Source organism: Flavobacterium zhoui (genome assembly GCF_042787235.1).
GTDB classification, from domain to species: Bacteria; Bacteroidota; Bacteroidia; order Flavobacteriales; family Flavobacteriaceae; genus Flavobacterium; species Flavobacterium zhoui.
This window is the reverse complement of the sequence record NZ_JBHZPY010000007.1, coordinates 149,210-169,976: the sequence shown is the minus strand read 5'-3', so window position 1 is coordinate 169,976 and position 20,767 is coordinate 149,210. Positions and strand designations below refer to the sequence as shown.

The 20,767-nt window shown below is 34.7% G+C and carries 17 protein-coding genes and 1 tRNA gene; 2 read left to right on the top strand and 16 right to left on the bottom strand.

Annotation, left to right across the window (positions count from 1 at the left end; genetic code table 11):
• Positions 1 to 132: 132 nt before the first annotated feature.
• Positions 133 to 1,521 (bottom strand): dipeptidase, encoded by a 1,389-nt coding sequence (locus tag ACFX5F_RS10055; RefSeq protein ID WP_379851921.1) that lies wholly within the window; start codon positions 1,519 to 1,521, stop codon positions 133 to 135.
• Positions 1,522 to 1,627: 106 nt separating this feature from the next.
• Here ACFX5F_RS10055 and ACFX5F_RS10050 point away from each other — a divergent pair.
• Positions 1,628 to 1,709 (top strand) — tRNA-Leu (locus tag ACFX5F_RS10050).
• 53 nt (positions 1,710 to 1,762) lie between these two features.
• Here the strand turns inward: ACFX5F_RS10050 and ACFX5F_RS10045 are convergent.
• The 7 genes from ACFX5F_RS10045 to ACFX5F_RS10015 all read right to left on the bottom strand — a co-directional run bounded on the left by ACFX5F_RS10045 (position 1,763) and on the right by ACFX5F_RS10015 (position 8,713).
• Positions 1,763 to 3,523, bottom strand: coding sequence for a DUF885 domain-containing protein (locus ACFX5F_RS10045; protein WP_379851920.1), 1,761 nt, complete (start codon positions 3,521 to 3,523; stop codon positions 1,763 to 1,765).
• Positions 3,524 to 3,727: 204 nt separating this feature from the next.
• Complete coding sequence (locus ACFX5F_RS10040) at positions 3,728 to 4,090, bottom strand: nuclear transport factor 2 family protein (protein ID WP_379851919.1); 363 nt, start codon at positions 4,088 to 4,090, stop codon at positions 3,728 to 3,730.
• A gap of 79 nt (positions 4,091 to 4,169) precedes the next feature.
• Positions 4,170 to 5,078, bottom strand: a complete 909-nt coding sequence (locus ACFX5F_RS10035) for a pseudouridine synthase (RefSeq protein WP_073205361.1) — start codon at positions 5,076 to 5,078, stop codon at positions 4,170 to 4,172.
• Between the two features lie 270 nt (positions 5,079 to 5,348).
• The gene (locus tag ACFX5F_RS10030; protein WP_379851918.1) at positions 5,349 to 6,305 is read right to left on the bottom strand and encodes a geranylgeranylglycerol-phosphate geranylgeranyltransferase; all 957 of its coding nucleotides are present in this window, start codon (positions 6,303 to 6,305) and stop codon (positions 5,349 to 5,351) included.
• A gap of 94 nt (positions 6,306 to 6,399) precedes the next feature.
• Positions 6,400 to 7,338 (bottom strand): mevalonate kinase family protein, encoded by a 939-nt coding sequence (locus tag ACFX5F_RS10025; protein ID WP_379851917.1) that lies wholly within the window; start codon positions 7,336 to 7,338, stop codon positions 6,400 to 6,402.
• 56 nt (positions 7,339 to 7,394) lie between these two features.
• A complete protein-coding gene (locus ACFX5F_RS10020; protein WP_073205369.1) occupies positions 7,395 to 7,589 on the bottom strand; it encodes a hypothetical protein in 195 nt (64 codons plus the stop codon).
• 41 nt (positions 7,590 to 7,630) lie between these two features.
• Entirely contained in the window at positions 7,631 to 8,713 is a 1,083-nt protein-coding gene (locus ACFX5F_RS10015) for a diphosphomevalonate decarboxylase (RefSeq protein WP_379851916.1), read from the bottom strand.
• Between the two features lie 112 nt (positions 8,714 to 8,825).
• Here ACFX5F_RS10015 and ACFX5F_RS10010 point away from each other — a divergent pair, with 112 nt between their 5' ends.
• Positions 8,826 to 9,302, top strand: coding sequence for a TspO/MBR family protein (locus ACFX5F_RS10010; protein ID WP_379851915.1), 477 nt, complete (start codon positions 8,826 to 8,828; stop codon positions 9,300 to 9,302).
• Between the two features lie 76 nt (positions 9,303 to 9,378).
• Here ACFX5F_RS10010 and ACFX5F_RS10005 read toward each other — a convergent pair whose 3' ends face one another.
• The 8 genes from ACFX5F_RS10005 to ACFX5F_RS09970 form a co-directional block, all read right to left on the bottom strand.
• The gene (locus ACFX5F_RS10005; protein ID WP_379851914.1) at positions 9,379 to 10,116 is read right to left on the bottom strand and encodes a hypothetical protein; all 738 of its coding nucleotides are present in this window, start codon (positions 10,114 to 10,116) and stop codon (positions 9,379 to 9,381) included.
• A gap of 124 nt (positions 10,117 to 10,240) precedes the next feature.
• Positions 10,241 to 11,449, bottom strand: coding sequence for a BaiN/RdsA family NAD(P)/FAD-dependent oxidoreductase (locus ACFX5F_RS10000; RefSeq protein WP_379851913.1), 1,209 nt, complete (start codon positions 11,447 to 11,449; stop codon positions 10,241 to 10,243).
• Positions 11,446 to 12,123, bottom strand: a complete 678-nt coding sequence (locus tag ACFX5F_RS09995) for a glycerophosphodiester phosphodiesterase (protein ID WP_379851912.1) — start codon at positions 12,121 to 12,123, stop codon at positions 11,446 to 11,448. The genes ACFX5F_RS10000 and ACFX5F_RS09995 overlap by 4 nt, the downstream gene beginning before the upstream one ends.
• A gap of 81 nt (positions 12,124 to 12,204) precedes the next feature.
• The gene (locus ACFX5F_RS09990; RefSeq protein WP_379851911.1) at positions 12,205 to 13,863 is read right to left on the bottom strand and encodes an alpha-amylase family glycosyl hydrolase; all 1,659 of its coding nucleotides are present in this window, start codon (positions 13,861 to 13,863) and stop codon (positions 12,205 to 12,207) included.
• 48 nt (positions 13,864 to 13,911) lie between these two features.
• Positions 13,912 to 15,717, bottom strand: a complete 1,806-nt coding sequence (locus ACFX5F_RS09985) for a glycoside hydrolase family 13 protein (protein ID WP_379851910.1) — start codon at positions 15,715 to 15,717, stop codon at positions 13,912 to 13,914.
• A gap of 233 nt (positions 15,718 to 15,950) precedes the next feature.
• A complete protein-coding gene (locus ACFX5F_RS09980) occupies positions 15,951 to 18,254 on the bottom strand; it encodes a glycoside hydrolase family 65 protein (protein ID WP_379851909.1) in 2,304 nt (767 codons plus the stop codon).
• Positions 18,255 to 18,366: 112 nt separating this feature from the next.
• Positions 18,367 to 19,023 (bottom strand): beta-phosphoglucomutase, encoded by a 657-nt coding sequence (gene pgmB, locus ACFX5F_RS09975; protein WP_379851908.1) that lies wholly within the window; start codon positions 19,021 to 19,023, stop codon positions 18,367 to 18,369.
• Positions 19,016 to 20,545 carry an MFS transporter gene (locus ACFX5F_RS09970; protein WP_379851907.1) on the bottom strand — a complete coding sequence of 510 codons (1,530 nt, stop codon included), beginning with the start codon at positions 20,543 to 20,545 and terminating at the stop codon, positions 19,016 to 19,018. Before ACFX5F_RS09970 ends, pgmB begins: the two co-directional genes overlap by 8 nt.
• Positions 20,546 to 20,767: the final 222 nt, after the last annotated feature.

Genomic DNA, 20,767 nt, shown 5'->3' with positions numbered 1-20,767 from the left:
TACTATATTTGACATAGATATTGGTTGTTTAGCGACTTCAAGATACTGAATTTCAGTATCTTGACCAATATCTAATCAATTTATTTTGCTTTAAATAATTACACCCAACGGGTTAAAATGTATTGTAATAATCTATTTCGAAAGTTCCACGAAATATTTATAAAACAACGGGATGGTTTCAATTCCTTTCAGGTAATTGAAAATTCCAAAATGTTCGTTTGGCGAGTGAATGGCATCACTATCAAGACCAAATCCCATCAAAATTGTTTTGCTTTTCAGTTCTTTTTCGAATAAGGCAACAATAGGAATACTTCCTCCTGAACGCACCGGAATGGCGGGCACACCAAAGGTTTCTGTATAGGCCATATTAGCGGCTTTGTATCCAATGCTGTCGATTGGAGTTACATAACCTTGTCCGCCGTGATGAGGGGTTACTTTTACGGTAACGCCCGCAGGAGCAATGCTTGTGAAATGTTTCGTGAAAAGTTCGGTGATTTGTTCCCAATCTTGATTTGGAACCAAACGCATCGAAATTTTAGCGAAAGCTTTGCTTGCAATTACAGTTTTAGCACCTTCACCGGTGTATCCTCCCCAAATTCCGTTCACGTCAAGCGTAGGACGAATGGAGTTTCTTTCGTTCGTAACATATCCTTTTTCACCATAAACATCGTTAAGGTCAAGTGCCTTTTTATAATTTTCTAAGTTGAAAGGTGCTTTGGCCATTTCAGCTCTTTCTTCAAGCGTTAATTCTTGTACATTGTCATAAAAACCAGGAATGGTAATGTGATTGTCTTCGTCATGTAGGGAAGCAATCATTTTTGCCAGAGCGTTTATCGGGTTCGCAACGGCTCCTCCGTATAAACCGGAATGCAAATCACGGTTGGGTCCCGTAACTTCTACTTCTACATAACTTAATCCGCGTAATCCTGTAGTGATAGACGGTTGTTGGTTTGAAATCATTCCGGTATCTGAAATCAGAATTACATCATTCTTTAGCTTTTCCTGGTTGCGTTCCACGAACCAACTCAAACTTTTAGAACCCACTTCTTCTTCTCCTTCAATCATGAATTTTACGTTGCAGGGCAAAGTATTTGATTGAACCATATATTCCAATGCTTTTACATGCATATACATTTGGCCCTTATCATCACAAGCACCACGAGCAAAAATGGCGCCTTCCGGATGTATATCTGTCTTTTTGATAACGGGTTCAAAGGGCGGTGAAGTCCATAATTCCATCGGATCTGCTGGTTGAACATCATAATGACCATAGACTAAAACCGTAGGCAAGGCTGGATCGATAATTTTTTCGCCATAAACAATTGGGTATCCTGGTGTGTCGCAAATCTCAACAAAATCACATCCTGCTTTTTCTAAACTGGTCTTCACAGACTCGGAGGTGTCAATAACATCTTGAGAATAAGCGGTATCTGCGCTTACAGATGGTATTTTTAATAATTCGATTAACTCGTTTATGAAACGATCTTTATGCTGTTGAACATAAGATTTTATATTTTCCATGGATTTTAATTTTATAGTTTCAAAAGTACAAAAAATAGTATAAATATTTTTTCGATAAATTGCTTTGAAAATTGGAAGTTATGTTTATCTTTGCACCCACAATTGAGCGGATATGGTGAAATTGGTAGACATGCCAGACTTAGGATCTGGTGCCGCAAGGCGTGTAGGTTCGAGTCCTATTATCCGCACAAAAAAAGCTTCTCATTTGAGAAGCTTTTTTTATACTTATTATTCAAAATTATCACTCTTTTATCCAAGCATTAATTTTATTTTCTAGTAAGGCCAATGGCATTACTCCGGATTCCAATACTTTTTCATGGAATTTTTTGATGTCAAACTTAGATCCCATTTTATCCTGTGCTTTTTTACGCAATTCCATGATTTTCAATTGTCCAATTTTATATGATAAAGCTTGTCCAGGAATTGCCATATAACGTTCTATTTCTGGAATTATACTTGCTTCACTTTCAGCTTCATTTTCCAGAGAATATTTAATCGCTTGTTCTCTTGTCCAGCCTTTTGAGTGTAATCCCGTGTCAACTACTAATCGTACCGCTCTATGCATTTCGTTGCCTAACATGCCAAAATATTGATAAGGATCTTTGTACAGACCTAATTCTTTACCTAGACTTTCAGTGTACAAAGCCCAGCCTTCACCATAAGCTCCAAACCAATTGAATTTCCTGAAATCTGGAAGGCTATTGTTTTCTTGTTGCAAGGAAATTTGGAAGTGATGCCCAGGAATGGCTTCATGCAAAAATAAATCTTCATCCCCGTAAACATTATAGTTAGCTACATCTGGTATTGGTACATAAAAAATACCGGGACGTGAACCATCAGCAGTACCTTGCATGTATTCTGCGCTAGCTGTTTTTTCTCTAAAAGCTTCCGTTCTTCTGATTTCAAATTTTGTTTTGGGTTGCAACGAGAATAATTTATCCACATTCGGTTTTATTCGGGCATAAATACGTTGGAAATTGGCAATAACTTCCTCGGGTTTTTTGAAAGGTTTTAATTCCTTTTTATTTCGAACTTCCTCAAAAAAAGCTAATAAAGTACCTTTGAATCCAACCTGAATTTTCACTTTTTCCATTTCGGCATGTATTCGCGCTACTTCTTTTAAACCCAATTCATGAATTTGCTCTGGAGTCATTTCAGTAGTGGTCCATTGTTTTACATAAGTGGCATATAGTTCTTTCCCAAAAGGGAAACTTCCTATTCCGCTTGTTGTTCTGGATGAAGGAAGGTATTCATTTTTTAAGAATTCAGCCATTTTCTTGTGCTGCGGAATCAACTTATCATTGATTATTGCGGTATATTTTGTCGTTAACTCTTTTTTTACGGCATCAGAGAAAGTGGCGGGCATCAATTTTATAGCGGAATAAAACAAATTATCTTCTATTTTTGGGTTTGCCATTTCCGCAAATTGAGGAATTAACTGTATCGTTAATGCTTTTGGTATAACAATACCTTGTTTGATTCCTTTTTTCATATAAACCATGGCCGAATCAATCCAAACAGAATACTTATCCATTCTCTTCAAAAAATTAGTATAGTCTTTCTCCGTTTTAAACGGTTGTGCATTTGTTCCACCGGCAAATTGTCCCATGGTCAAATGCGTGCCCCAAAATTGATGGATTGGCATTAAATTAGTAGGTTGTTTTAGTAAATTTTTGCCTATTTCAACTTCCCATTTAATGATTTCGTAGCTATTTTTTTCTTCTTCAGAAAGTTTAGTTTCATCAACAGTTTGCAAAGCTTTTTCATATTTGTCAAAAAATGCAGTTTGGGATTTTCTATAACTATCCGTCATTTCAAATTGCAACTGGTCGTTGTATTCGTTTTGACCATTTTGTGTGGCAGTCAAAGGATCCAACGCATTTTTATCATCGAAGTAGTTTTTTGTTAAGGCACTGAAATCTTCTTTTTTCTCTTTGGATTTACAGTTTACCAGCAATAGTAAAATAGTGAATGCAGTTAAAACAAGGGTTGTTTTTCTCATAATGATTGATTGTTAAATAATTGTAGCTAATTTACCAAAAAAAATGAATTATTGACTAAATATATTCCTGTCTGTAATGTGGACTTTTTCTGTATCTAATTCTTGTTTACCAAAAAAAAATCCCATTCGGTTTAAAGCGAATGAGATTTTGATGTTGTGTTTTTCTAAATCCTATTAAAAACAGAATTGAAATAAAAGGTTATTTTAACCGTGATATACGCGCGAAGCAATTATTTTATTTTCTTTAATATCGAGTACTTCTGCAACAAGCATTTCATCCTCGCCATCAACTGTCCTAAGATATTCCATAAAAACACGATCTCCATTTGCAGTAAGCGAAGTGACTTTATAGTTTAAACTAGGCAAACGTTCAAAAGCATCTTGCCACCAGTCGCGCAATGCTTGTTTTCCTGTGACAAAACCATTGGTTTCGGGTTTGTTAATTTTTAGTTTTGGACTAAAATGCACGGCCTCATCATCATACAATGACAATAGTTTTTCTAATTCTTTGTTGTTAAAGGTTTCGAACCATTTAAAAGCAATGGACTGTAATTTTTCTGGTGTCATGGTAGTTGTTTTTTTAATTAAAAAAATCCCATTTCACTTTATGCGAAAGGGGATTTAATGATATAATTTCAAAGAAATATTAAACGTTCTTCAAATTGATGATTTCTTGGTCGGTAAGCAATCGCCAGTTTCCTCTTGGTAAGTTCTTTTTGGTCAAACCAGCAAAAGAAACTCTGTCAATTCTTAATACATCATAACTAAAATGTTCGAAAATATTACGAACCACTTTCACGTTAGATGATCTTAATTGCAATCCAATCTCACTTTTTGCTTCTCCGTCAATGTAGCTTACATCTTCTACAAAAACACGGTGTCCATCAAGAGTCAAACCTTTGTTTATCTTTTCTAAATCTTCATATTTCAGGTTTTTATCTAAAGAAACTTGGTATATTTTAGATGATTTTTGACTTGGTAAAGTAAATTTACGAATCATATCCGTATCGTTAGTGAACAGTAACAAACCAGTTGTATTCTTGTCCATTCTACCTACAGCTCCAATTTTTGCAGTTGTAGAACCTTTTACTAATTCCAATACATTACGATATTCCTGACCTTCGTCCATGGCTGTCGTAAAGTTTTTAGGTTTGTTCAGTAAGATGTATACTTTTTTCTCCGGTGTCAAAGTTGAACCGTCAAAATTTACAACATCTCCGGGTTTTACCATATACCCCATTTCAGTAACAGGGATTCCGTTTACTTTTACCGTTCCGGATTGAATGTAGATATCGGCATCACGACGCGAGCACGCACCAGAGTTAGCAATATATTTATTCAAACGAATCTCGTCTTTTACTTTTGGTCTTTTTGGTGCCTGATTTGGTTTTTTCTCTACTTTATCAGTAGCAACTTCGGCAACTTTAGTATTTACTTTAACTTTTTTTGGCCCTTGAGCGCGCTTCTGCATGGCAGGTTTTGGCTTATTCGAACTGGGTCTTGAGCTATTTGCTCTAGCACCACTTTTCTTATTATTGCCCTCCTTGTTATTCATAATATTCCAATAATTTGCGCAAAGATAGTATTTATATAATTGACAAACGATTTTTGACAATTAGAAAACGCTAACTATCTAATTAATAAGCTGATTAAGCAGTGATGGTTTGATTTTTTGTAGCTATTTCCCGCTTTCCACTGTATCTTTTTCTTTTTAAAGAAAAAAAGAAAAAGGATGCCGTTTTAATCGGGGCTAACCTAATCGAGGAATTAGTGAATTTTTAATGAAATTATTTTCAACCTTTTTTATGATCTTTTGAAGAAAAACCTAAATCATCAACAGTAATCTTTTTCCATGCCACAATACGCTTGGATTGATAAGCACAATACAAAATACGCCCGCTACAATAAGGAATTTCAAGACGTTATGAAGCAATAAAAATTGTGCTTTGGTGTTCGATTTCCATAAATAAAGCAGGAAGAAAATCATGATGATAAGACAGACATAAAAATAAATATCCATGTAACCTACATCATATATTTCGATTAGAACATAAACTGGAAAAATGGTTAAAAGAGCCAAAATAGTGATTACTTTCTTTGAGGTCTCTTCGCCGTAGATAATTGGAATCGTTTGGTAACCATTAGCTAAATCCCCTTTTAAATTCTCTAAATCCTTAACCATTTCCCGAACGAGAAGTAAGAGAAATAAAAATGTCGCATGCGCGAAAATTACAGCAAACTGACTTTTATAAACCTCGATATCGCTAAAGGAAATTTTAGTGTAATAATATAGCAGGATGGCAAAAAATGGTAAAACAGCCAACAAGGCAGCTGTCAAATTCCCTATTATCGGATATTTTTTTATTTTATGGGAATAGAACCAAATGAAAAATATATAAACAGAAAAGAATAAAAACGCACGCCACGACACAAACATTGACATTAATGCTACAATAAAATTGAGTAAAAAATAAACCGTAAGCTTGGTTTTCTGACTTACTAAGCGGTCAAGCATGGATTTATTCGGGCGATTGATTAAATCTTTTTTGCTGTCGTAAAAATTATTAATGATGTAACCGGAAGCAATCGTTAACGAAGATGCAAAAACAATTAGGAATAAATTGAAATCGAACAGGATATCTAAAGCTCTGATTTCGGGCGCAAGAATAAATATAGCCGATAGATACTGTGCTAAAATAATTATTGGAATGTTATAGCCTCTTACGACAGAGAACAAACTTATCATTTTCATCAATAAAAGTTTGTGCTTCCTGCTTAACATTTAGATTTATTTTAAGAATGTCCTTCCAATAATTAAGGATGCTATTTTATGTTTGTTTCTCCCTCTCCTTCGGAGAGGGTTGGGGTGAGGAATTTTAAAACTGATAAACGACTTCTAGTTTATAATCTTTTAGCGATAATTTTGCACGTTCTAAATCCTCAGTAAATCCTAAGATATAACCGCCACCACCAGAGCCGCACAATTTCAAATAGTAATCATTACTGTCAATTCCTTGCTGCCAAATTCCGTGAAATTGCTCTGGAATCATAGGCTTAAAATTATTCAAAACTACTTTTGATAATTTCTTGGTATTCATGAACAATGATTTCATGTCGCCACCAAGGAAATTTTCTACACAAGCGTCAGTGTGTTTTACAAACTGATTTTTCAACATAGCACGGAATCCTTTGTCTTTCAGGTTTTCCATGAAAATATTAACCATCGGAGCAGTTTCGCCTACAATACCTGAATCTAACAAGAATACAGCACCTTTTCCGTCGAAACTTTGATTTGGAATTCCGGTTGCTTGAATATTGTCTTTAGAATTGATAAGAATTGGAATACTCAAATAGCTGTTTAGAGGATCCAAACCAGAACTTTTTCCGTGGAAAAAACTCTCCATTTGAGAAAATATATTTTTCAGCTGCAATAATTTTTCACGAGTTAAATTTTCCAGAACCGTGATTTTATTTTGGGCATATTTATCGTAAATAGCAGCAACTAATGCGCCACTGCTTCCTACTCCGTATCCTTGCGGGATACTGGAATCGAAATACATTCCGGTTTCAACGTCGCTTTTTAAAGTATCTAAGTCAAAAGTAACTAAGTCGGGTTGCTCATTTTGCAATGTGTCTAAATAAACAAGAAAACGTTTCAAATTTCCATTTGATTTTATCGCTTCATCAGATGGATTTTCGTCTCTTTTAAGCGCACCGTTATAAAAATTGTAAGGAATGGACAATCCTTTTGAATCACGAATAATTCCGTATTCGCCAAAGAGTAATATTTTTGAGTAAAATAAAGGTCCTTTCATATTAGATTGTAAATTAGCAATTTGGGGTTGATAATTAGGTAATTTAGTAGGTAATTTTATAAATCGACTTTATCTCCTCGATTTGCTTCTTGAATTCCAAGGTCAATTTCTTCTTGTTCTTCAGGAGATAATTCTTTCCAAACATCTTTTTTTTCTGATTTGAAAATGTTTTTTATAGATTCAATTATGGATTTGTCATTAGTTTCTAATAACAATTTAATCAATTCTAATTTCTCTGATTGAATGTCCATAATTTCAGTGCTTTAAAAAATAAAGGTAGGAAAAAAACAAACTAAATCAACAAAGCTCCATTTCCAATTTCGTCACAAATGTACTGACCATTTTGGCAATAGCCAACTAATTCGTCCTGAATAAATTGTAATATTTTTGGTTTGTCCTTATTTGGATACAAAACATGCACATTTGCTCCAGCGTCAAGTGTGAAACAAACAGGGATTTGTGTCTCATTTCTATATTTCCAAATGGCGTTAATAATTTCCAAAGTGTTGGGTTTCATCAATATGAAATAAGGCATCGAAGTCATCATCATGGCATGCAAAGTCAGCGCTTCGCTTTCTACAATTTTGATAAATTCATCTAAATTTCCTTTTTCAAAAATGGTAATTAGTTTATCTAAATTCTCATGCGCTTGTGCAAATCGCCTTTCAGCAAATGGATGGTCGTGCATTAAATCATGACCCACGGTACTCGAAACCTGCTTTTCACCTTTATCAACCAATAAAATAGTGTCTTGATAATTCTTGAAATTTTCATGAATAGCCTTTGGAAATTCCACTCCAAATAAATCCGAACTTCCGGAGATATTTTTATGGTTTCCCCAAACTACCACTTGTCCTTTTACGCTACGACAAGCACTTCCTGAACCTAAGCGCGCTAGCAAAGAGGCTTTTTGATAGAAATAGTCCTCCGTCATTCCCGGGTTTAATGCTTTTTCTAAACTCATCAAGTTCATCGCCAAAGCTGCCATTCCAGATGCCGAAGAAGCAATTCCGGAACTGTGCGGGAATGTGTTTTCTGTGTCAATCGTAAAATGGTAGTCTTTCAAAAAAGGCAAGTAAATTTCGATTCGCTCCAGGAATTTTTGAATTTTCGGTTTGAAATCTTCTTTTGGTTTCCCTTCAAAAAGTAAATCGAATGAGAATTTACCATCACTTTGTTTTTTTGCAAAAGCCAATTTGGTAATAGTTTTACAATTATTCAACGTAAAACTCACCGAAGGATTGGCTGGAATCTGATTGTCTTTTTTACCCCAGTATTTTACTAAAGCAATATTACTTGGCGCACTCCATTGGAAATTTCCTTGATCTACGTTTTGAGAATAGTGTTTTGGAATGAAATCTTTTGCTGTAAACATGAATGATAAATTTACGCAAAGATACTTTTTTTGATTTATTCTTTGATTTGTTTTATTTATGGATTTGTACTAAAGTTTTGATTAAATTTGACCAACATTAGAAAATAGAATTATGACTAAGATTACTCGAATTTTAACTATGGTGGTTACCTGTCTTGCGATTGGTTATTTGTCAGGAATGGTTACTCGTTCAGCAATTGTGACTTGGTACCCAACTTTGATAAAACCAAGTTTTAATCCACCCAATTGGATTTTTGCACCCGTGTGGAGTATGCTTTTCATTATGATGGGTGTCGCAGCAGGATTAGTGTGGAACCGTTTAGAGTTTGAAAAAGAAATCGTAAAAAAAGCATTGGTTTTCTTTGCGATACAGTTGGCATTAAATGCTTTATGGTCGTATTTATTCTTTGGATTGCACAACCCGATGCTGGCTGGTTTGGAGATTATCGTATTATGGCTGATGATTTATGAAACCTATATCCAGTTTTCTAAAATTAATAGAATCGCGGGCTATTTATTCATTCCTTATTTAGCGTGGGTAAGTTTTGCTGCTGTTTTGAATGGAAGTATTTGGTGGCTGAATAGATGATAGTGTTCAGTGTTCAGTTTTTTTAGTAATCAGTTTTCATGCTGCATAAAAAAAGGTGTATTATTTTTTAAAGTCTTTATAGTTTTTTGAATTCAATATTCTTGGTAGATAAAAAATCCATTAGACTTAAAATGTTGAAATTTCCAATGATGGTCTTTGATTTAGGATCTGCATCGCAAAATTGGAGGAAAAGAGGTATCTCGTCTGGTTTTAACTGTAAAGTTTCGATATAAAACTTGTGATCACAGCTGCTTTTTGCCAATGCTGTAAATTCTATTTTTGTGTGATTTTTTTTGACTTCGTCTTTTTCTTTTATGAACAAGCCTAAAATCATCCCGCCAATTCGCTTCAAATCCATTCCATTTTCAATACTGCCATTGTAAACCCCTGTTTTTAAACTTTTTGCTGATTTCTCTAACGCATATTTATCAAGCTTCCCTTGTTCATAACCTTTGTCTGTACTTAATTTAATAGAAGGCATTTTTGTAATTACTACTTCCTCTAATTGTTCTGGCTTAAGGATTAGTGAAATAATAAGATTGTTTTGGTCAATGGTTTTTTGATCCACTACAATTTTTTTGATATCATGGTTTTTTGAAATAAAAAGGAGCGCATCGCCCACTTTTACCAATATAGAAAATTCCCCGGCTGCGTTTGTAACTGTAGTTTTTTTAGAATTAAAATTAGCCACTTCAACTTTTCCGACAGGAAATTGTTCGTGCAAAACTTTGCCGTTAATTAATTTATCGGTTTGTGAAAAACCAGATTGAAATACAAAAAACAGTAAGGAAACAAAAAAGTAGTTTTTAATCATTCGTAATATTTTAATTACAAACATATTAAAATCATTCTATGAAAATCAAAACAGAATAATAAATTCTTGTTAATCAAAAACTAAAGTTCTCTTAATTAAAGTATTGCAGAATAATGGCTTTGGTCTAAACAGCATTCGCCACAATAAACCCACTTGTCCACGCATTCTGAAAATTAAATCCGCCGGTTATCGCATCAATATTGACGATTTCACCTGCAAAATATAAGTTTTCGTGTAATTTGCTTTCCATGGTTTTGAAGTTGATTTCTTTTAAATCAATTCCTCCTGCAGTTACAAATTCTTCCTTAAATGTACTTTTTCCGTTGACTTGAAAAGTTCCATCTGTCAATTGATTTGCCAAGTTTTGCAATTGTATTTTTGATAAATCGGCCCATTTTGTCTCAGCTTCTATTCCTGAAGCGAGTACTAAACTTTCCCATAATCTATTGGTTAATTCGAATGGAGATTTTTTAGAAACTGATTTTTTCGCGTGTTCTTGCTTTAAATCTTTTAGCTTTTTCTCGACATCTTCTTTGTCAGCATCATTCAACCAATTCACAAAAATGGTAAACTGATAATTTTTGTCATGCAAGATTCGGGCACCCCAAGCGGAGAGTTTCAAAATTGCGGGACCACTCATTCCCCAATGGGTAATTAACAATGGTCCTGTTGAGCTGAGTTTGGTATCTTTTACTTTTACAGTTACTTGTGCCGCAACTCCGGGTAATTCTTTTATTCTTGAATCCTTGATGTTAAAAGTGAATAGGGAAGGAACCGGGCTAACAACTGCATGACCAAAACTTTGTAACATTTCCCATACTTTAGGATTGCTCCCTGTGGCCAAAATTAGCTTTTCGGCAAGGTAATTTTCGGTTTGGGTTTCTATTTTCCATTCATGTTCTTTTTTGAAAATAGATTGCACACTTTGTCCCGTAACTACTGCGATTCCGAGTTTTTGCGTCGCTTTTAGAAAACAATCAATAATAGTTTGTGAGGAATTTGAAACGGGGAACATACGTCCATCCGCTTCAATCTTCAGTTCTACCCCATGCCTCTCGAACCATTCAATCGTATCGCCAGAACAAAACTGATGAAAAGGTCCGCGTAATTCTTTTTCGCCACGCGGGTAAAACTTAACCAATTCATTAGGCTCAAAACAAGCGTGCGTTACGTTGCATCTTCCGCCGCCGGAAATTCGAACTTTTTGCAATACCTCTGCACCGCGTTCTAAAATTGCGACTTTCAGTTTTGGATTTTTCTCCACAATATTAATTGCCGTAAAAAAACCTGCAGCGCCACCGCCTACTATTATTATATCAAAATTTTGATTCATATTCTATTTGGGAAATCAGTGATAATTCCGTTTATGTTGAATGTTTTTATTTTTTGAATGTCTTCTACTTCATTGATGGTCCAAGGGAAAACATGCAATCCTTTTTCCTGTATTTGCGCCGTGTTATCTTTTGTCAATAAATGAAAATGCGGGTGAATGGATTTTGCCTGAATGAATTTGGCGAAAGCCAAAGCCAAGTCTAAATCGGTTTCCGTTAAAACGCCAATTGGAATTTTATCATTTAAAAACGCCACTTGCTGCAGTGCATTCCAATCAAAACTGGAAACTAAAAAACGATCGTATTTCCACCCTTTTTTAGTGACATACTTTTCAATCAGTGAAACTACTTTATCTGTAGCTTCATAGCTTTTGAGCTCAATATTGATAAAACAATCTTGGTTTACCAAATCAAAAACCTCTTTCAAAGTTGGAATTTGATGCTTACCATCAATTGGGAAAGTCTTCAATTCGTGCAAAGAGAGGTTATTTACAAAACCTTTTCCATTGGTCGTTCGGTCAATGGTTTCGTCGTGAATTACGATTATTTCACCATCAGCGCTCAAATGCACGTCGAGTTCAATGCCTTCCACTTGCATATCTAATGCTTTTTGGAACGAAACCAAGGTGTTCTCCGGTTCGTATCCTTTTGCACCACGATGTCCAATTTTAAGCATTGTCTTTTATTTTTTGGTAAAGGTAAACATAAAAAAAACGCCTTCATTTCTAAAGACGTTTGGATTAAATAATTTAAAAAATTATTTTTTCACTTCCAATAAAACAATATCGAATTCTGAATCAATATTTACTTTTCCACTGGAAACTATTGCTTCTTTGCCAGAATAGGTATCAATTACGGTCGTTCCATTACTGAAAATAGAATCTACAGAAAGTTCTTTTAATCCAATTGCCAAATCCAATCCAATTACTACTTTGTCTGTAAGTTCATCTTTAGCAAAAGTTCTGGAAAACACATACGGATGTGCCGAAATTTGTTTGTGGATTCCTGCACCTACTGAAGGATGATTTTTTCTGAATTGTCCTAATTTCTGCCAATGCAGCAACGTTTTTTGTGTTGAAGGATTTGATTTAATGGCATCCCAATTCATAAACGAACGCAATGTAGCATCACCTTGAGTTCCTTCGACTACTAAAGGACGAGCGCTTTCATCACCGTAATATACTTGAGATAATCCGGGACTTAATAATAATTTAGTCCCTGCTTCTTTGCTTTTTGTTCTTTTGGCATCAAAAGGTCCGCCGTCATCATGAGAGGATAAATAGTTTAAAACACTATAACCTTTCAAGTCATTGTTTAGCTTGTCAGAATACTTGGAAAATATAAATTCATAGTCTTTTTGCGCATCCCATTTGAATTCGAAATTGATCATGTTGTTGAATCCATTTTCATAATAATTGACTTTCTTATCTCCAAAATCAAAAATTTGTCCTGCACTTATTCCATAATTATACACTTCAGCAATGGTGTAAAAAGAATTGTTATCTAACACTTTTGTAGGATTGTTTTTCTTCCAGTTTTCAAAAGCATAATTACATTGTGTTTTAAAATCGGCCCAAACCGTTTCATCAGTATGTTTTACGGTGTCACCTCTATAACCATCAATTCCGTAATCGGCAATATAATCAGTCAGCCATTTAATGATGTAATATTTGGGCGCTCGAGGGTAACCGGTACGGGCAAAAAACGCATCCAATTCTTTCATTTCTTGGCTGTAACGTCCTTCTTTTTTCCATTTTTCGATTAAAAAAGGAGGTAAATCCACATTTTCCATACTTTCCGTTTTTATATCCGGAAGATTGGCTACTAATGTGCAGGCAGTTGTATTTACGAAGGATTTATAATTACAAGTTGGTCCTGTTCTCACCCAGTCATTTGGCCAAACCGTATCCTCCGTCGTTACCGGTCCTGTATGATTGATCACCCCGTCAAGAATAATTCGGATTCCGTGTGCATGTGCTTTTTCTACTAATGCTTTTAAGTCTTCTTTTGTTCCAAAGTTAGGGTCTAAATTTGTCCAATCTCGGGCCCAATACCCATGAAAGGCATAGCTTAAACCCGTTCCTTCATCAACACCATCATGAATTTGTTCTACAATTGGTGTAAACCAAATGGCATTAATTCCCAGTTTGTCAAAATACCCTTCCTCTATTTTTTTAGAAATTCCTATAATATCTCCTCCTTCAAAACCACGAAGTTTCCCCGGTGTTTTAGTTCTGTTTAAGTTTATATCATTTGAAGTATCACCATTATTAAAACGGTCCGTCATTAGAAAATAAACATTTGCTCCTTCCCAAACGAAAGGTGTTTTGTCACGTTCAGAAACTGTTTTTGTACTGGAGCAACTACTTAGAATTGTCATGGTTAATAGTAAAAGGGGAATTGAATATTTTTTCATTTTTTTAGCATTAAGGATTATTTTGTAAGCTATTTGTTGTGCTTTACATTACTTTAACTCTAAAATCAAAACTGATTTTGGTTCAATAATAATTTCATTTGTAACATCAAATGATAATTCCGAAATCACATCTTTTCCGGTTTTAAATTCTTTGATGTTTTCTTTGAAACGATGTGTGTTAATTTTATGGGTTTCATTACTGTTGTTTATTACAACCATGACAGTTTCATTGGCATTGTATCTAAAATAGGTATAGACATTATTCTCTGGAATATAGTGTGTCATTTTTCCAAAATGAACCACTGATTTGCTTTTTCTCCAGTTGAATAACTTAGCAGTGAAATCGAAATATTCACTTTGCCCCGAAGTTCTTCCTTCTTTTATAAAAGCATTGTTTTGGTCTCCTTCCCAGCCGCCCGGAAAGTCTTGGCGAATATCTCCATCACCTTTGTTTTTATCGCCTGTCATGCCAATTTCGCTTCCGTAATATAATTGCGGAATACCGCGAATGGTTGCCAGCAAACTCATTGCCATTTTATATTTTCTAATGTCGTTTCCGTACGTCTGATTGAACCGATTGGTGTCGTGATTTTCAACAAAAACCAACAAATTATTGATGTTAGGATACAGAAAGTCATTGGTGAAATTGTCATATAACTTTATCATTCCTTTGTCCCAAGAGCCATCATCTTCATTGAATACTTTTGTTGCTGCCTCGTACAATGTAAAGTCCATTACACTTGGTAAATAGGAATTATAATTTTGAATTTGGCTTATTTTGCTGTCTTTTTGCCAATAGGCCATTTGTGCTTGGCTTTGCATCCAGACTTCCCCTACAATATTAAAATTTGGGTATTCATCTGTGATGGATTTGGTCCATGAAGCTATTCCTTTTGGACTAGAGTAATTATAGGTATCAACTCTAAAACCATCTAAATCAGCATATTCGATCCACCAAATGGCATTTTGGATCAGGTATTTTAAGGCCAATGGGTTCGATAAGTTTAAATCCGGCATTGCTGGTGCAAACCATCCGTTTAAGCAGGTTTCTGTATCAATTTTAGACGCATGGGTATCGCTGATAACCGTTCTTTTATGATTAGTTTGGGTATAATTATCAAATTGATTGATCCATCCCTTTGTAGGTAAATCTTTCATCATCCAATGTTTAATTCCCCAATGATTGGTTACATAATCCATGACTAGTTTCATGTTTTTTTTATGCATTTCAGAGGATAAACGTACATAATCTTCATTGGTTCCGTAACGAGGATCTATTTTATAAACATCTGATTGACCGTAAGTGTGGTACGAAAAAGTAGGGTCGTTGTCTTCGCAAAGTGGCGTACTCCAGATTGTTGTTGCTCCTAAAGAAGAGATGTAATCGAGGTTTTTTATAATCCCTTCAATGTCACCACCATGTCTGCCTCCGGGTAATTCCCTATTGTATTTTTCAGTTGTTGAGGTTTCACTATCGTTTTTTCTGTCTCCATTTGCAAAACGATCCGGCATCAGTAAATACATCATATCGGAGGAATCATAGCTTTTGCGTTGCGCTGAATTTTCTCTTCTTTTCTTCAAGGCGTATTTTTGTGTAAACGATTCCTTCTTGTTGTTTTTAAAAGTAAAAATCAGATCGGTCGCCTGCACTTTTTTAGTGTCAATTGTGATGAAAATATAGTTAGGATTTTCCGTTCGCTTCACGTTAGTGATTTTTATTGCATTTGATACCGTAACTTGATAGTCCGCTATGTTTTTACCATAAAATAGGATTTGAAGTTCCGGATTTTTCATGTCTGCATACCAAAAAGGAGGTTCGACTCTTTGAATTTGAGCGGTTAATGATAAAGACATAAAGAAAAGTAATAAGGTTATTTTTTTTAGAAAGCTCTTATTTATGAAAGGGAATGTAACAAATATATTCATTATTATATACTTTTTAGTGATATTAAATTTACAGCAACGGACAACGAAATTTTATAAACGGATGGTAATTAAACAATCCCAATAAAAATTGGGATTGTTTGTCGGCCTTTGGGGCCTCTTATTAAATGATAGAATTAACTACAAGTTCCAACAATTAATACTTATACAGATATTGCTTTATTTACCAAGACAACTAGTGTCTTTCCATTGACAACTATTGATAGGTCTTTTTGACCATCGATTGAAAATGAAGTTTTCTCATGAGTAATGTCTACTTTCAAAATTTGATTTCTGAAATTTATTTTAAAGGAATAGCCTTTCCACTCTTTTGGAATTTTTGGAGAAAAATGGAGTTTATTCTCTTTAATTCTCATTCCACCAAAACCTTCAACAATACTCATCCAAGTTCCGGCCATCGAGGTGATATGACAACCTTCTTCTACCTCTTTATTGTAATCATCTAAGTCTAAACGAGAAGTCCTCAAATAGAACGTATAGGCCATATCCATCTTATCTAATAATGCTGCCTGAATGGAGTGTACACAAGGAGAAAGTGAACTTTCATGAACCGTAAAGGATTCGTAAAATTCAAAATTGTTTTTCAGTTCTTCTTTCGAAAAATGATCTTCAAAGAAATAGAAACACTGTAAAACATCGGCTTGTTTGATATATGGAGAACGCAAAATTCTATCCCAAGACCATTTTTGGTTAATTGGTCTCTGGCTTTTGTCTAAATCAGCCACTCTTACTAAATCTTTGTCTAAGAAGCCATCTTGTTGCAAGTACACATTATGCTCTTCCGAAAAAGGGAAGTACATGTTATCAGCAACTTTTTTCCAAGATTGTAATTCCGAATCCGAGATTTTTACTTTCTCCGAAATTCTTTTGTGATCCGATGGATATTCCAATGATACTTTTTGAATCTGTTCGTAGGTATAATCCAAACACCATTTTGCAATATAATTGGTATAGAAATTATTGTTTACGTTGTTCTCGTATTCGTTTGGTCCTGTAACTCCAAGGATAACATATTTGTCAAGATTAGTCGAAAAATTAGCTCTTTGATGCCAAAAACGTGCAATTCCTATTAATACTTCCAGACCTTTTTCTGGAATATAACTGTAATCCCCAGTGTATCTATAAAAGTTATAAATGGCAAATGCAATAGCTCCGTTTCTATGAATTTCTTCAAATGTAATTTCCCATTCGTTATGGCATTCTTCGCCATTCATGGTCACCATTGGATACAAAGCAGCGCCGTTTGTAAATCCTAATTTGGCAGCATTTTCAATGGCTTTGTCCAATTGATTGTAACGGTATGTCAATAAGTTTCTTGCTACTTCCTGGTCTTTTGTTGCCATGTAAAATGGGATGCAATACGCTTCAGTGTCCCAATAAGTAGATCCGCCATATTTTTCTCCTGTGAAACCTTTTGGTCCAATATTCAGACGGGAATCTTTTCCTAAATAGGTCTGATTCAACTGAAAAATATTGAAACGAATTCCTTGTTGCGCTTTCACGTCACCATCAATCGTGATATCCGACATTTCCCAAATTTTTGCCCAAGCCTCAATTTGATCTTGTAACATTTGGTCGTATCCTTTTGCTAATGCAGTTTGAATCACTTTTTCGGCAGCAGTTTGCGTATTTACATGATTCAAAGAAACAGTGTAACCACCAATTTTTTGGATTGATGATTTTTGGCCTTGAGCCACAACAACGTCATAACTAAATTTGATTTTATCTGAAACAGCTTCGATATTGGAAGGAGAAATATTCGTTTTCTCTCCATTAATCAAAATGCTGTTTTGCATAAAAGTAGTTACCTTGAAATGCGTCTTGAATGTTTGCGCAGTAACGTATGCTTCATTTCCTAATTTTTTAACATCAAGAGGTTCCCAGAATTTTTCTTCCCAGTTAGCATCTTCGTTAGTTACTCCGGCGTCGATATACGGTTTGTAAATTATTTTGGCATCCTTATTTAAAGGAGTGATTTCATAACTAATGACTCCAACTTCATCTAAAACGATAGAAAGGAAACGACGGATATTTACTGAAATTTCAGTTCCGTTTTTTAGAGTTGCCTCAAAGGAACGGTGATACCAGCCTTCTTTCATATTTAATTCCCTACGAAAGTTTGAAACTGAGGCGCAAGTGTTTAAATCTAATTTTTCACCGTTGATTTCGATGTTGATTCCAATCCAATTTGGTGCATTCAGAACTTTTGCAAAATATTCAGGATATCCATTTTTCCACCAGCCCACTTTGGTTTTGTCAGGATAATATATTCCGGCAATATAACTTCCTTGAAATGTTTCACCGCTATAATTTTCTTCAAAATTTGCACGTTGTCCCATCGCTCCGTTACCAATACTGAAAAGACTCTCAGATGATTTTACGCTCTCTACATCAAATCCTTCTTCAATGATCGACCAATTGTCAGGTTTTATATAATCTTGATTCATTCTTTACTTTTGTTTAAAGTTTAAAAAGTTTACCGTTTAGAAGTTTACAGTTGTTGAATTTTAGTTCTGTTTTTCTAACCTGTTGCTTCTCGTTTCTTTTTATTCTATCTTTTTATTTTCTAATTAATTCTTCTATAAAATCGGTGTCTATTTCTGTAAAGTCTTTGAAGATGTATTTTGCTTCATGTAAAATAGATGCTTCGCCAATCCCAACACTTGTCATTTTTCCGATATTGGCTGCTTGTACACCAGCTACGGAATCTTCAAAAACGATAGCGTTTTCTGCACTTATATTTAATAGTTTAGCCGCAATCAAGAAAACTTCTGGATCTGGTTTAGCATTGGTAACATCATTTCCGTCTACAACAACATTGAAATAAGATAATATTCCAGTTTTCTCGAGAATTGGTCTGGCATTTTTACTGGCCGAACCTAAAGCGATAGGTTGGTTTTTCTCTTTTAAAAACTTTAAAATTGTAAAAACACCTGGGAGAATTTCACTTTCATCCATATCCACCAGATAGGTTAAATAATCCTCGTTTTTTTGAATTAACCATTTGTCTTTGTCTTCTTGTGAAGCTTCAACTTTACCTAATTCTAAAATTATGTCTAATGAACGTACTCTACTAACTCCTTTCAAGAGTTCGTTATGTTCAAGAGTGAAATCAATATTTAATTCTTTTGCAATTTTTTGCCAAGCCAAAAAATGGTATTTAGCGGTGTCAACAATAACTCCGTCTAGGTCGAAGATGAATGCTTTTTTATTCATTTATTATAATTTTTGATTCGTCGTTAATGGTAAGCGCAATAATTCCGGCAAGAATCATCGATGCTCCACCAATTAAAAGCGCGTATATAGGTTCGTTGTTAAAAAATTTAGAGACTAAAAACCCTAAAATGGATGCAGCAACTAATTGTGGAATTACGATAAAGAAGTTAAAAACTCCCATATAATACCCCATTTTGTTAGAAGGTAATGAGCCGGATAGCATGGCATAAGGTATAGATAAAATACTAGCCCAGGCAATTCCAACGCCAATCATCGGAAGCCATTCCATAGTGAACGCGGTTGGTTCTGATATAAAATAAATAGAGATAAGACCAAGGCCACCACAGACTAATGCCGCGAAATGGGTGAATTTTCTACTGGTATATTTGGCTAATAATGGTAGTAAAAAAGAAGCGATCGCCGCAATTAAATTATAATTAGCAAACATTTCACCTACTTGATTGGCGCCAGTATTATAAGCAGTAGAAGTGGTATCTGTTGTGCCATAAATGTGTTGGGTAACGGCAAGAGTGGTGTAAATCCACATGGAGAAAAGCGCAAACCAAGAAAAGAATTGAACCCAGGCCAATTGTTTCATGATTTTGGGCATAAACTGAAAATCGTTCATAATAGTCACAAATCCATTTTCGGTATTATTTGTTTTTTGCATTAATCCGGAAACTAACATTGCTAATCCGCCCAAACCAATAAGTCCAAGTGATAAGACATACAAATCTTTTTTTAAATCAAAATGAAAGATGGCTAACGAAAATAGTACACTAACAATCAGGAATGAAATTCCCTTTGTCAGATGTGATTTTGCATTAGATGCAAACCAATCAGCAGAATTTTCCTCTTTTACAAAAATGGCTTCTTTGTGTTTCTCAAAAGCGGCTAATTCTTCCGGAGAATATTCTTTAGAAGTAATAACAGTCCATAGAACTGTTATGATAAATACAATTCCACCAAAATAGAAAGAATATTTAACTGAATCTGGAATGATACCAAGAGGCGCTGTGTTTTGAACTCCTAAATGGGTGAAAATTAAAGGTAGTTTTGAAGCGAAATAAGCACCGATACCGATGAAAAAACTTTGCATGGCAAACCCCATGGTTCGTTGTTTTTCTGGAAGGTTATCTCCAACAAAAGCACGAAAAGGTTCCATAGAAACGTTGATAGAAGCGTCCATAATCCAAAGCATTCCTGCAGCAATCCAAAGTACTGGTGAATTAGGCATTATAAATAATGCCGCCGAGGCTAAAATTGCACCTGCTAAAAAATAGGGTTTTCTTCGTCCTAATTTTGTCCAGGTTCTATCTGAAAAATAGCCAATAATTGGTTGAATAATTAATCCGGTCAAAGGAGCAGCAACCCATAAAATTGGGATGTCGTCAATATTAGCACCTAAAGTCTGAAATATTCTACTGACATTCGAGTTTTGCAAGGCAAAACCCATTTGAATTCCCAGAAATCCGAAACTCATGTTCCAAATTTGCCAGAAACTTAATTTACGCTTTTCCATTATCGTAATTTAAAAAATTAATACGATAAGCGCTATGCTTATCAAAACTTGTCTTATTTTCGAAGTAAAAGTAAAAGCTTTGATTGGGTAAATATAAAAATATATTTTAAACTTTTATTTTTTAGAAACAAATAAAAAGAAATATTTCTAACTACAAGGTTGTAGTAATGAATATAATATGGAATGGACTGCTTAGATTAGTTAGATTTTTAGACTTCTTGG